10 protein-coding genes are annotated in these 12,990 nt (G+C 44.6%); all 10 read right to left on the bottom strand.

The features are described from left to right. Positions 1-15: 15 nt before the first annotated feature. The 10 genes from ACIPL2_RS05070 to ACIPL2_RS05025 all read right to left on the bottom strand — a co-directional run bounded on the left by ACIPL2_RS05070 (position 16) and on the right by ACIPL2_RS05025 (position 12,520). Positions 16-1,197 (bottom strand): glycosyltransferase, encoded by a 1,182-nt coding sequence (locus ACIPL2_RS05070; protein ID WP_401353589.1) that lies wholly within the window; start codon positions 1,195-1,197, stop codon positions 16-18. Beyond that, positions 1,194-2,402 (bottom strand): polysaccharide pyruvyl transferase family protein, encoded by a 1,209-nt coding sequence (locus tag ACIPL2_RS05065; RefSeq protein ID WP_401353587.1) that lies wholly within the window; start codon positions 2,400-2,402, stop codon positions 1,194-1,196. The genes ACIPL2_RS05070 and ACIPL2_RS05065 overlap by 4 nt, the downstream gene beginning before the upstream one ends. A gap of 127 nt (positions 2,403-2,529) precedes the next feature. Beyond that, positions 2,530-4,029 carry a hypothetical protein gene (locus ACIPL2_RS05060; RefSeq protein WP_401353585.1) on the bottom strand — a complete coding sequence of 500 codons (1,500 nt, stop codon included), beginning with the start codon at positions 4,027-4,029 and terminating at the stop codon, positions 2,530-2,532. Further along, entirely contained in the window at positions 4,026-5,282 is a 1,257-nt protein-coding gene (locus ACIPL2_RS05055) for an oligosaccharide flippase family protein (RefSeq protein ID WP_401353583.1), read from the bottom strand. Before ACIPL2_RS05055 ends, ACIPL2_RS05060 begins: the two co-directional genes overlap by 4 nt. A gap of 41 nt (positions 5,283-5,323) precedes the next feature. Further along, on the bottom strand, positions 5,324-5,602 hold the full coding sequence (locus ACIPL2_RS05050; protein ID WP_401353822.1) for a DapH/DapD/GlmU-related protein: 279 nt from the start codon (positions 5,600-5,602) through the stop codon (positions 5,324-5,326). 172 nt (positions 5,603-5,774) lie between these two features. Continuing rightward, complete coding sequence (locus tag ACIPL2_RS05045; protein ID WP_401353581.1) at positions 5,775-6,809, bottom strand: NAD-dependent epimerase; 1,035 nt, start codon at positions 6,807-6,809, stop codon at positions 5,775-5,777. Next, complete coding sequence (locus ACIPL2_RS05040; protein ID WP_401353579.1) at positions 6,809-8,131, bottom strand: UDP-glucose dehydrogenase family protein; 1,323 nt, start codon at positions 8,129-8,131, stop codon at positions 6,809-6,811. Before ACIPL2_RS05040 ends, ACIPL2_RS05045 begins: the two co-directional genes overlap by 1 nt. A gap of 165 nt (positions 8,132-8,296) precedes the next feature. Beyond that, positions 8,297-10,519, bottom strand: coding sequence for a polysaccharide biosynthesis tyrosine autokinase (locus ACIPL2_RS05035; RefSeq protein ID WP_401353577.1), 2,223 nt, complete (start codon positions 10,517-10,519; stop codon positions 8,297-8,299). 40 nt (positions 10,520-10,559) lie between these two features. Further along, complete coding sequence (locus ACIPL2_RS05030; RefSeq protein WP_401353575.1) at positions 10,560-11,000, bottom strand: low molecular weight protein-tyrosine-phosphatase; 441 nt, start codon at positions 10,998-11,000, stop codon at positions 10,560-10,562. Between the two features lie 113 nt (positions 11,001-11,113). Next, the gene (locus ACIPL2_RS05025) at positions 11,114-12,520 is read right to left on the bottom strand and encodes a mannose-1-phosphate guanylyltransferase/mannose-6-phosphate isomerase (RefSeq protein ID WP_401353573.1); all 1,407 of its coding nucleotides are present in this window, start codon (positions 12,518-12,520) and stop codon (positions 11,114-11,116) included. Between the last annotated feature and the right edge of the window lie 470 nt (positions 12,521-12,990).

Below are 12,990 nucleotides of genomic sequence, written 5' to 3'. Positions count from 1 at the left end.
AAACAATAGTGTTGTTCAAGCAGTTGCGCGCGACAGCTTCATCATCGTATTGAGGAATTCATTCCTAAGATTTTGAACTACAGTCGCATTGTAGGTTCTGGCAACTGACAAATTTCTGGATGACTGAGAGTGAAGCAGTTCGGGGGAAGAGAGGAACTCGATCATTTTGTTAGCTAGAAGTTGTTCGTCATCCGGGGGCACAATCGCACACTCTTCCACCAATTCAGGGGTTCCCCCTACGCGTGTCGCAATAGCTGGCAAAGCCCGTGCCATAGCCTCCAATAGAGCTCTAGGCAAACCTTCCTGGCGTGACGGCAAGACAAACAAATCTGCGGTATCCAGGATTTCCCTGATTGGTTCTCCCGACGCCATTTTTCCTGTGAACGTGACAAAGTTTTCTAAGTTAAGATCTGCACACATCTTTCTATAAAGCGGCTCATTGTTGCCATAGCCGATAATTGTAAGCTTCGCTTTAATGCCTTTCTTGTGAATAATTGCCAATGCATTTAATAACGTGTCATGCCCTTTCATTTTTCCCTGCATATTGCCTGTTAAAACAATATGCGGCGTGGATACCTTGAAATCCTCAATTCTCTTGGCAGTCAGCGCGTAAGCTTCTTCGAAAAGATCAATTGACGTGAATGCATACGATGTCGCAGGTTCGCCTGGTGGATACCTCAATTGTAGAGCGTTCCTTGTCACATAGGCTGTCGCTACAGCCTTACGACATTGCCATTTGACCAGACCGACAAAAAATTTCTGGAAGAGGCTACTTAGAGGATGATTGTTTAATGCTTTGGCACTATAGGAGTCAAACGGGTCTGCGCAGACCTCCATGCAAAAAGGAATTCTTTTTAACCATAATACGAGAGCGTAGATGCTGGGAACATTTGCCGGGACGCGCAATAGATAAGCACTGCCTGGGGTAGTCGTAGAAAGGACGGTCTTAAAGATCGAGGGAAGGCTTTTGATTAATCCTATAGGGCCATGCCCCGCAGGAAGTCTTAAAAAACTCACATTTGGACCATCAACAGGCAGGGCAGTCGGATCCTGCTTCTCAAAAAGTCGACCCACAATAACGACTTCAGAGAAAACCGATAGGTATCTTCGGCCGTACGATTCGTAATGCAGGAGATTGGAGGCCGGACGGCCATTTGTAGTCGTAAAAACTCCATCCCTGATGAGGTAAATCTTCATGCCCTGTACCTTTTTACAATCTCATTTATGTTGTCGTATGAAATTTGTTTTAACTTGGTTAGATGTGCTTTATCGATACCAACTTTTAAAACGTCTTCGATTGCCTCAAAAGCGATTGACGCTGTGGGTAATTTTTCAAAGCACGAAGATTCTCGCCCCATTATTTTGGCGAATGATTTGACTTTCGCATCCCAGCCAAGTTGTACGGTGGGTATGAGCAAAGAGTTAGCAATGATATTCGCATGGAGGCGGTGGGAGATCACGGCGTGAAATCTATTGATGTTTTTGACCAGATCTACCGGCTGGAGTGGCGCTGCACTCAGTTCTATTTTGGAGGAATAACCTTGTTGTGCCAGTTGCGCGTAGACTTCTTCGCAGAATAAAACGTCCTCCACAGAACCATTGGAAAACAGGACAGGTTTCTTTCCTGCATCGACAAGTTTTATCGTTAAATCAGTCCAAAATTTAAGCGTTTCTTCAGGTGGTATTTTTTTGCTCTTTTCAATATGCGCTGAAAGCTCTAATGGGTGTGCAATACCCAAACCGATGATCTCAGGATGTTCTTCTGGGCGATCATTTTCAAGGTTGTAACACTCACTTGTCCACAGTGCAGGATCGACAGTAAGAGCTACATCTTTAGAGTCGTTGATAAGTGTCTTTAGCGCTTGTTGACTTTCCTGATCTCTTACACTCAGATGAATCCATTTTGTTGAATTAAAAGAGGAGGTGTACAGAAATTTCCCAAGCGCAGACATTTTGGAAGAAACACCAATGGCGTTGGTCGCCAATTTAGCGTTTATTGACTTTGTTTTATTAATAAGGTGATTAAATTTTAGCGGGAAATTTAATGCCAGATCACTAATTAGCTGACCGCCGCCAAATAGCAATAAGAAGTTATCGTCGGGTGCATTTTTAGACCACGCATCATCCAGGCGTTTCTTCATGAATAAATGCCAGGCTACTAATGTCATCACCGGTTGTAGAAAGTGAGGTATGAAAAAGAATATTTTTTTAGCGAGTTTTATATCTTGCTTTGCGCTGGGCCGGTACTGAGTTCGGCCAGCAATGTCTATATGATTAATAGAGGATCCTGGACTGGCTTTTTTTATCAGGTACTCAGTGCAGTCCGATATCACTCCGTCTCCCAGGTTGTCGCTATATTTAGCGGTACATATAAGAAAGTTTTTTGGGGGAGTATTGGGCATCGTTTGCGTCCATGTACGAATTTAAGCATAAGGGGAGATCCAGGCTTAGGGCTTGTATAAAATTCCCTAAACTGTGGTGCTCGCTTGCATAAAATGAGTTAGTTGTCAGCCGACGTTGTAACGAGGCTTATCCGGCATGATCAAGAGGAGTGATCAGATTGACTGACGATGGGCTCGTATTTTTTCTTTTTATCTTTAGGCATAAGGTCGTAAGTATTAGCGGAATGGTTAGGTAACGTACCAGTTGCATTAAGAGTACGTTCATGTCTGTGCCAATCATCAATAGAGGGATCAAACACGTTACGGGTATGAACAGAAGTCTTATATCGCGCTTAGGTAAGTGCTTTATCAAACTTCTGATTTTCCCAACAAATAGACCTAGCGCAGCATAAAATAGAAAGATGCCAGGAATGCCAAAGTTAACTAGTGATTCACCAAACTGACCGAGTACAAGCGTCGTCTGCCTGGCTTCGCCACGCTGATAGCTGCCACGGCCATGGATAAGTTCGGTTTTTTCTTTGGTTACTTGATCTGGTATAAAGGGCAATATGGATTTGGGTATACTCGAGAATATACTAACCAGATAAGTTCGGCCAAACGACAATGGCTGCTCGCCCGATACGATTTTTTTGAGCGCTAGCGTTTGCATATCCATGCGCCCTAAATCTCTGACCACCAGGTATTGGTCGACATTCTGACGGCTGCTATGGAAGCTTTGACGGGCACTGGAATCCACAATGGCACTCAACCCATCTGCGCCTGCAATTTTGTACCAATAATAGGACGTTGCAAATAGTAATGAAAATGCAACGCCAGCCAGCAACATCTTAACCGGAAGTTTTCTGATCCAGAAATGGTACATGCCTGCGGCGAATACTAAAGAGAATAACGTGCTGCTCCTGCTGCCTCGCAATCCTCCAAATAATATGAAAGTGATCAACAAACCGATCATGATAATTGCAAAACAATAATTACTTTTTGCCCATTTCCAATCTTTTATGCAATATATTACAAACATAGAAAATAGGAATTTAAAACTCTCGGCGACGAGCATGAGCATGCCCATTCCGGCAAATGGATCTTCGTCCTCAATTCCCGCAGCTTGTCTTGCTGTAAAAGTAGCAATAAACCCAAGAATCCCACCGAAGGACGCATAGATATAGAGTTGGCAAACAGCACATAATGCAAGAAGCATTAAGGATAAAAATATAAATCTTTTGTGATTGAATGTCGCTGGCGTAACGTATGTGGTGGCGTTACGTTTTAATTTGATTCGGCTGAAGAATTTATAAGTCAGCGCACCGAATAGATTTAAGATGGACCAGAATGAAATCCAACCCGAATCATTGGTCAGGGCGGGTAGGTAAGGCCAGAAGTCCCAAGAGACTTGTGATACCGGGCTGATCAGAAAATACAAAAGCCCCGCCAAACCAAGAATTGCACCTGGGTCAAAACTATCCAGTCGCGAACGAGCCCAGTCGACAGTATCCTTTAGGAATATAGAGGACGTTAATATTCCGACACCTAAAGGAATGCCGATCGCGGACTCACCGAATAAAATTATCAGTATGAAGGCGACACTTGCACAGCAAATGAACGATATTGCATAGGAGGATATTTTCTTCATTTGGCTTGTTCGGCAAGTTCGGTTAAGTTTTTCGAGGACGCTGATTTAAGGGCGTTTACCAGTGTGATGATATATCCCGATAATGCTACGCTATTTGCAATTAATGTCGCGGCTACTGCTCCTTTCAACCCGTACAGAGGAATCAGAATAAACGATGCTGCCAGTGCGGCTATAGACGCGGCCGCTTGAACGCTAACTAGGGATATATTACGTTTGGTGGAAGCAATGGCATAACCTAATAAACTACCGAGGTATTGAACCGGTGAAATAGCGAACATCAAAGTAAGTAAGTGTGCGTTCTTGGCTACTTCACTGCCGAAAGTTAAATTTAAAAAGTAGTCGGCGAAAAAAAACGATGCAATTGTACCAAGAATGCTCAAGAGCAGGACAACGAAGGAAGCTTTGATTGTAAGACCCAGGAATGCTTTAGTATCCTTTTGGCTAAACTGTACTGATAGCTTTGGAAGGATAGCTTGCCCAGTCGAGTTTATAATCAGGCTGCCGGTCTGTACAATAAAGGCCATGATGGAATAGATGCCAATAGCATGCATGCCATCAGATTGACCGATAAATATACGCGGAATGCCGGTATTAAGGTTTATTAGTAACGCGGAAATACCCAGCGGTAAACCCGCATATATGAGTGGCATCAGGTCTGCGTACCGAGTGTTTTTATTGTCTCCAATACTACTGATGCTTCGACGTGTGCATTTTTTATCATAAAATAGACAGATCGCCCACCAGGAAACGGTATAACAAATGACGCCTGTGATGAGATTTCCTGATAAATAGGTGCCCGCGGCAAGACTTGTAGCGCCTATGGCCCCTCTGATGGCTAGTGATATTGCAACGATACGGTGCTTGTATTGTTTTTGCAGGATGCCATAAAACAGTTCGGACTGATTTTCCGCAGATTTTGAGAGTGTTACGAGAATGACTACAATGATTAGTTCTGTCGTCGATGACATGACAGCCGCGATTACGACACAGAGGCTAGCGCCAACTGCGCTACAGAGCTGACGAAGTTTTTGATACTCACGCAGCGAGTACGAGTTCTGTGTATCGGTAATGATCTGAGTGCGCAGGCCTATGTTAGACAACAACATAATGGGAGCTGTGATCGCCAATGCAAAGCTGAACATCCCAACCGCTTCGACATTAACCAGTCTTGCCAGAATAGCTAAAATCGCGGCTTGGCTGATGGCATAGATACCATTTCCCATCACCATCCACGCTGCACTGTTTTTAATCATTGTTCCCTCAATCTTCGGTTTGTCGGGGCTGACGTGAATTGCTATTTATGAAAGACAGTATTAGCGATCAGGCTTCTGTCTAAAAATGAACCAGCCCCGATGACGCAATGATCTCCAACGTTGATCGGTCCGACGATGACACTGTTGGGGTAGATGATTGTATGGTTGCCTATTTCTGGATAACCGTTCTTTGAACCAATCGTACTATTCTGGTATATGGTGATACTGCCGTGTAAAACAGCGTTGTCTCCGATTACTATTCCAATGGGGTGTGGAAGTCTCAAGGCAGGACCAATCACCGCGCTTGAGCTAACATCCATTGAGTGTTTTGATATCAATAGGTTTCTGATGATGGCACTGAATATCTTGTTTTTACTGCGTACTAATCGTGTCAGTACGCATGCATGAACGCTCGGATTAAAAAAGGATTTGATAAGTGTTTTCAGGTTGATCGTATTATAGATTGCAGTAATGTCCGATTTTATCAAATCCCTAGTTTTCATCGTCGCTGCTCTTTTCTCTGTTGCTATACGTCAAGTACCAATCAGTAAATGTTGCCATTCCTGTTTCTATATTTGTTGAGGGTTTGAAGCCAACATCCTTAATCAAATCGTCAACGTCAGCATACGTGAGAGGGACATCTCCAGGTTGCATAGGAAGTTCATTCTTTATCGCTTTTTTTCCAAGCGCGTTCTCGATAGAGGATATGAATAGATCTAGAGTAATCGGGTTGTTGTTTCCTATATTGTATATTTTGTATCGGGCAGGAGAGTTTGTATTGACGGAGCTTTGCGAGGCAGGAATTTTATCCATGACCTTCACGATGCCGTTGACGATGTCATCAATATAGGTGAAATCACGCTCCATTTTACCTTTATTAAATACATTGATGGGTTCTCCCACGCAGATGGATTTACTAAATGAGAAATAGGCCATGTCAGGTCTGCCCCAAGGGCCATATACTGTAAAGAAGCGTAAGCCAGTTGTCGGGATATCAAAAAGGTGGCTATAAGAATGCGCCATCAATTCATTAGATTTCTTAGTGGCGGCATACAAACTAATTGGATTGTCTGTTTTATCATGGGTTGAAAATGGTATTTTGCTGTTCATCCCGTAAACAGAACTGGATGAGGCGTACACTAAATGGGGTGTTTTCTGTGCCCTGCATGATTCTAGAATATTCAAAAAACCCACTATGTTAGAATCAATATAGGCTTTTGGGTTTTCTATCGAATAACGAACTCCCGCTTGCGCGGCCAGATGTATAACTCGATCAAAATTATTCTCTTTAAACAATGAAGAGATGGCCGGTGCGTCGACCAAGTCCATTAATTCAAATTTAAAGTTTTCGCTTTTTTCAAGCTTCTCGCAGTATTGTTGTAAATCAGAGAGCCTGTCTTTTTTTAGCTGTGGGTCATAGTAATCATTCAGGTTGTCAATGCCATAGACTATATGGTCCTGAGCAATCAATTTCTTCGTGACGTGATACCCAATGAAGCCTGCTACGCCAGTTACAAGAATTTTCATCAAGCACGCCCTACAGAATAATAAGTCAGTTCTTTATTTTTCATCGCTTTGGGGTCGAACAGGTTGCGCCCGTCGAAAATAAGTGGGTTTTTCAATTGCGCTTTGATCATATCAAAGTCAGGAGCACGGAAATTTTGCCATTCGGTAACGATAATGAGTGCGTCCGCTTGCTTCAAAGCGCTTTCTTTGGTTCCACAGAGTGTCAAGCTATCCACTTCACCATAGAGCCGTTGTGTTTCTTCCATTGCTTCTGGATCAAAAGCCTGAATCTTCGCACCTACTGCCCAGAGTGCTTCCATGATCACGCGGCTAGGTGCTTCACGCATATCATCAGTGTTTGGTTTAAAACTTAATCCCCACAGCGCAAACGTTTTACCGTGCAGATCGCCTTTGAAATGTTTATGAATTTTCGAGAACAAAGTGGTTTTTTGTTCGTTGTTTCGATTTTCAACAGCTTTCAAAACTTTTGCATCGTAGTCAATGGATGTTGCGGTCTTAATCAAAGCCTGAACGTCTTTTGGAAAGCAAGAACCACCGTAACCTACACCAGGGTAAATGAAGTGATACCCTATCCGTGGATCCGCGCCAATACCTTTGCGGACCATCTCAATATCGGCCTCTAGCATTTCAGCCAGGTTTGCTATTTCATTCATGAAGCTGATTTTCGTAGCGAGCATGCAATTGGCGGCGTATTTGGTCAGTTCTGCGCTCCGCACATCCATCATGATTATTTTTTCATGATTGCGATTGAATGGCGCATACAGTTCGCGCATTAGCGCCTCTGACTTCTCGCTTTCTGAACCGATGATAATGCGATCAGGACGCATGCAATCATTTACTGCCGAACCTTCTTTTAGAAATTCCGGGTTAGAAACTACATCGTATGAAATGCTCAGATCACGCCGCGCCAGTACTTCTGAGATACGATCGCTTACGCGTTGCGCGGTACCTACTGGAACAGTGGACTTATTCACGATAATGCGATGTTCTTCCATGTTCTCGGCTATCGCTTCAGCGACCGCTAGTACATGTTTCAAGTCCGCCGATCCATCCTCGTCGGGGGGAGTGCCAACTGCAATAAACTGGATCGTACCGTGATTAACTCCCAGTGCGGCGTCAGTGGAGAACTGAAGAGTTCCAGCGCTGTAATTCTTCTTGACCAGTTCTTCCAGGCCTGGCTCGAATATAGGAATGATACCCTGCTTTAAACGCTCAATTTTTTGTGCGTCAACATCAATACATATGACATTGTGCCCTGCATCTGCAAGAACGGCTCCCTGTACTAATCCGACATAACCAGTGCCAAAAACAGTAATTTTCATATTGATCACCTAAGAGTTTAAAATTCGGTTTGGCGTCTTTGTCAGGCCAAAAGCTTGCGTAGGATTACTGTTGTATTCCCCGTGATTTACACGACAAGCGTGGTTCGCCGTACGCATGTTTCGCGTAACGGCGATCAATGTATCGAGCGTAAGATGCAATTAAGTTTATTTTTTATCAGCGACGTATGAATATTGATAGTAACCGTAGGAGTTGTAACCAGTTTTTGAGGTCGCTCGTTTCTCTACATAATTGAGTATCGCGCCCTTCAAATGCACTCCATTTTGCGCAAATCGTCGAATGGTAAGTTTTATTTCACCTACAGGATTCTTCCCAAATCGAGTAACAATCATCGAAGTTCCTGAAAGGCGTCCGACGATAGCGGCATCAGTAACTGCCAAGATAGGCGGGGTGTCGAGAATTACCAGGTCGAATTGCTCACTGGCTTCTTCAAGGAAGTTACTAAAATTCTTGTGCATCAATAGTTCTGCAGGATTCGGCGGCGTTTGCCCACGGCTGATCAAGAACAGATTTTTCACTTCAGTCTCATGCAGCGCGCTACTTAAACTGCTGCGCGAGGTAAGAATGTCGGAAAGGCCGTTTTCAGCGGGTTTCCCGAACGACTTATGGAGATATCCCTTGCGCATATCAACGTCAACAATCAATACACGTTTCCCAGACTGTGCAATCAGTGCGGCAAGGTTCGAAGAGACAAAAGTTTTACCTACAGATGGGCTAGGGCCAGATATCATCAGGCGATTATTCTGTGCCTCTAGCATAGCGAAGTGCAGGCTGGTGCGCAGGCTCCTGACCGCTTCAACCGCGAGGTCAGTGGGCTGGCTTATCGCAAGAATTTGAGCGTGATCTTGCGCTTTTGTGTTTCGCGAACCAGCCTCTGCTGATTTTTGTAGAGTGCTAAAGGGGATAGACGCGTATACAGGCAATCCCAGTTGCTCAATAACATCAGCACTTTCAATCCCTCGATTGATTGCCCGGCGGAGCATTACGAATACGATTGAAAGGAAGGCACCTAACAGAGTTGCCATTAGCACTACTAAAGCTTTCTTAGGGCGGACGGGTTCTCTCAAATCAACATCTGCATCGTCGACTATATGTACGTTACCAACAGAGCCGGCACGAACTATATCGAGCTCTTGTGCTCGGTTTAGTAACTGAGTATATATTTCTGTGCTAACTTGAACGTCGCGAGTTAGGCTCAACAATTCTTGTTGAGTGGCAGGAAGACTTTCTACTCTCTTGGACAGCCCACTTTGTTTACTGCTCAGCTCTTCAATTTTTGATAACAGCGCTTTATAAGCAGGGTGTTGAGTGGTGAATTTTCTATCCATTTCTGCTTGTTGAAGCTTTAACTCAGATATGCTTGTGTCAAGAGCAACGATCTGGTCCAGAATGGCTTTGGTTTCCAGACTTATATCGATGGATTTACTGCGAGTTTGGTATTTGTTAAGGGCGTTTTCCGCCTCTTCCAGATCCTTGCGTACTTGAGGTAGCTGATCTTTCAGAAAGTCGAGACTGGCGGCGGCTTCTGCTGACGTGCGCTCGACATTCTGGCGAACGTATAACCGTGAAATTTCGTTGAGTGTTTTGACTGCTTTTTGCGGATCGGTACTTTCGAGGGCAAGCCCAAGAATCCCAGAGTCTTTGCCGCGCTCACTGACATCCAGCGCTTCCTGATAGTCTTTGATACTGTTCAGGCGCGGTTCACGCATCACGGAGAACGTGGCGCCTGGGTTGGCGCGTAATTCAGAAACTAAAATTTCGACCCCATTGCTTTCTGCCGGGGATCCCACATGGCCACTGACCAAAAGATTACCGTCTTCGTCCAATAGGTCGTAGGAACCTTTTTCCTTGGATGTCAGTGTGAGATCTCCTCCGAGTAAATCCTTGGATAGATCAAGTCTCGAGATGGTTAATGATTCTCCACCCCAGTTATAGCTATTCATCCCAAACCAAGGTGTGGCTAGAGAATCAGGAGTGTCTCCTGTATATCTTTTTGCGATGAATCTGCCAAAGACAGGAAAATAGTCAGGCTCGCTCAAGATGTCTAGTTTTAGGTTATCGATCGCTTTTCCTAGAACAGATCGAGATTTGATTAGCTCAATTTCTGTACCAGAAGGGGACTCGCCACCCAATAGGCTGCTCATATCATTGAACCCAAGCACATCATTTTTCTTGGGTTCTACCTGGATGATGGAATTCGCCCTATAAACGGGGGCTGCCAATACGGCATAGGCTAAACCGCCAATCATAAATACACTGGTGATCCCAGCGATAACAAATTTGTAGTCTATCAGGGTGCCTAACAAATCAAGCAAATCTATTTCTTCGCTTTCATTTGGGCTAACGGTATTTATTGGCGGCTGCTGCATGTATGGACTTCTATATGATATTGGTATGAGAGGGAGGGCTTCATGGAGTTAGTCGGATAGCCCATGCGTGTACCGCCTCTTTTATCAAGGCATGTGCATGTTCAAATGCAGCCTTTCCTTGGCGATAAGGATCTGGTATTTCGCGTTCATCCTGCCATTTGCCTAGCAGGAAAACTTTTCCGCGAGTTTCGGAAGAAAGTTGGAGTACGCTGGTTAACTGACGTTTTTCCATCACCAGCACAAGATCAGCGTCCCCGAGCATCGCAGATGTTAATTGACGCGCTTTATGTGCCGCAGGCGTGTGACCGTGTTGGTCTAATACGGCCAGGGTGGTAGATTCAATAGGTTGATCGACCAGTGCGCCTAATCCGGCAGACCTGATTTCGATATCAGTTCCCTCTAACAACTCGGCAAACATTATTTCAGCCATAGGGCTTCGACATATATTGCCGGTGCAGACGATCAAGATACTTTTAAACAAAGCAATTTTCGCCTCTCATGCTGGATGGTGATCGGTCGGATCGCCTATGCATTGACTGGGTCGTGTATTCATAAAAGTAAATACGATGAGTCGGGTATAAAATGGCGGGAGAGCTAGGCTCTGCCATACTTGTCTTCGAAGCGAACAATATCGTCCTCTCCTAGATATGAACCGGACTGCACCTCAATTAACTCTAGTGGAATTACGCCTGGGTTTTCTAACGCGTGTATTTGACCGATAGGGATATAGGTCGATTCGTTTTCGGCGACGAGGTAAGTGTTTTCACCGTTTGTAACCTTTGCGGTACCACTTACAACGATCCAATGCTCTGCGCGATGGTGATGCATCTGAACCGAGAGTTTGGCCCCAGGTTGTACAGTAATCCGCTTAACTTGGTAGCGGGGGCCGTTATCAATAGAGTCGTACATTCCCCACGGACGGTAAACCTCTCGATGATTGATGTGTTCCTGTCGTCCTGACTGTTTCAGTTGTTCAACCAGCTTCTTGATATCCTGCTCATGGGATTTATGAGCAACCAACACAGCATCTTTTGTTTCTACGATGACGAGATCTTCAACACCTAAAGTCGCGACCAAACGATTGTTTGCATGGACGTAGGTATTTAGAGTGCTTTCCATCAGCACGTCACCTTTGCGGCTATTACCCACTTCATCTTTGGTCGAGACATTTGCCAATGCGTTCCAGGAACCGAGATCACTCCACCCCGCATTCAAGGGAACCAATACCGCATCGGCAGTATTTTCCATTACGGCATAGTCAATGGATTCGTCGGCGCAGGTCGCAAATATTTCGCTATTTATGCGTGTGAAATACATGTCCTCAGACCCGCCACTCAAAGCGGATCGGCAGATAGATAACATTTCAGGACGGTACTTTTCCAGTTCCTCAAGATAGCGACTGGCCTTGAACATGAACATTCCGCTGTTCCAAAGGTACCGCTGGCTTTCTATGTAATTTCTCGCTGTCGCAGCATCTGGTTTTTCGACGAAACGCTTTACTCTGTATCCCTTTTCGCCAACTTCCTCACCTATTTCGAGATAGCCATATCCCGTTTCCGGTGTTTTAGGTACAACCCCGAAAGTGACCAGTTTTCCATCTTCAGCCAGTGGGATCGCTGCCTTCACACTGGAATGGAATTCTGCGATATCTTCGATCAAGTGGTCAGCAGCAAGGACCAATAAAATTGGGTCGCTTTCTGTAGTGATAGCCTGAATTGCAGCAATTGCTATGGCAGGAGCTGTGTTCCGTCCGATCGGTTCCAGCAAAATACGAAAATCTTCTATTCCTAGATTGAGCACCTGTTCTGCAGCCAAGAATCGATGTGCTTCATTGCAGATGAGTTGCGGTGCTTTTAAGCCCAATCCGTCCAGCCGTTGGATAGTCGCCTGGAGCATCGAAAACGTATTGTCGGCGAGCGGTAGAAATTGTTTGGGGCGTTGTTGACGAGAAAGGGGCCATAAGCGGGACCCTGTTCCGCCTGATAAAATAATGGGGATCATAACGATACTCTGCTGAAGTGATTTTTGATGTTCGACTTTGTGCAACCGGCGCGCGTAATAAGGCCGCGCTTCGTTCCTTTTTTAGGACGCGGACATCTGGATGAATTCAAAAAAAGGCATGCTACCGCCCCAGGATTTAGAGTATTAATCCTGAAAACTCTTTGGAGCTTGCGAGTGCTCCAGGCTTTCTGATGCTGAAAAAATCCCTACATCTATTCTGAAAATCGGATCGTAATATAATGATTGTTAATTTTCTTGCTCGGAATGTTATTTATGCTATTAATCTGTATGCCTTGGTGTTTTACGTAGTCAGCAAGTATTCGTCATGCTACTAGAGAGGTGTTCTTTATACAGTCTCAATTGGGCTTAATTTCTAACATGATTTTTCATAGAGACGGCAGTATTTTTGTTGACCAAAAATAACAGTTATCTCTATTGGGTTAAGCAGCTAAGTACCTGTTTCTATTGTA

This window comes from Pseudomonas sp. NPDC086251, assembly GCF_044746405.1.
Lineage (GTDB): Bacteria > Pseudomonadota > Gammaproteobacteria > Pseudomonadales > Pseudomonadaceae > Aquipseudomonas.
Note: the sequence above shows the minus strand (reverse complement) of the source record. Positions and strands in the feature narration are given on the sequence as shown.

Coding starts and splice junctions, on each gene's coding strand:
- ACIPL2_RS05070 (WP_401353589.1), bottom strand. CDS start 1,197: ATGAAGATTTACCTCATCAGGGATGGAGTTTTTACGACTACAAATGGC.
- ACIPL2_RS05065 (WP_401353587.1), bottom strand. CDS start 2,402: ATGCCCAATACTCCCCCAAAAAACTTTCTTATATGTACCGCTAAATAT.
- ACIPL2_RS05060 (WP_401353585.1), bottom strand. CDS start 4,029: ATGAAGAAAATATCCTCCTATGCAATATCGTTCATTTGCTGTGCAAGT.
- ACIPL2_RS05055 (WP_401353583.1), bottom strand. CDS start 5,282: ATGATTAAAAACAGTGCAGCGTGGATGGTGATGGGAAATGGTATCTAT.
- ACIPL2_RS05050 (WP_401353822.1), bottom strand. CDS start 5,602: ATGGATGTTAGCTCAAGCGCGGTGATTGGTCCTGCCTTGAGACTTCCA.
- ACIPL2_RS05045 (WP_401353581.1), bottom strand. CDS start 6,809: ATGAAAATTCTTGTAACTGGCGTAGCAGGCTTCATTGGGTATCACGTC.
- ACIPL2_RS05040 (WP_401353579.1), bottom strand. CDS start 8,131: ATGAAAATTACTGTTTTTGGCACTGGTTATGTCGGATTAGTACAGGGA.
- ACIPL2_RS05035 (WP_401353577.1), bottom strand. CDS start 10,519: ATGCAGCAGCCGCCAATAAATACCGTTAGCCCAAATGAAAGCGAAGAA.
- ACIPL2_RS05025 (WP_401353573.1), bottom strand. CDS start 12,520: ATGATCCCCATTATTTTATCAGGCGGAACAGGGTCCCGCTTATGGCCC.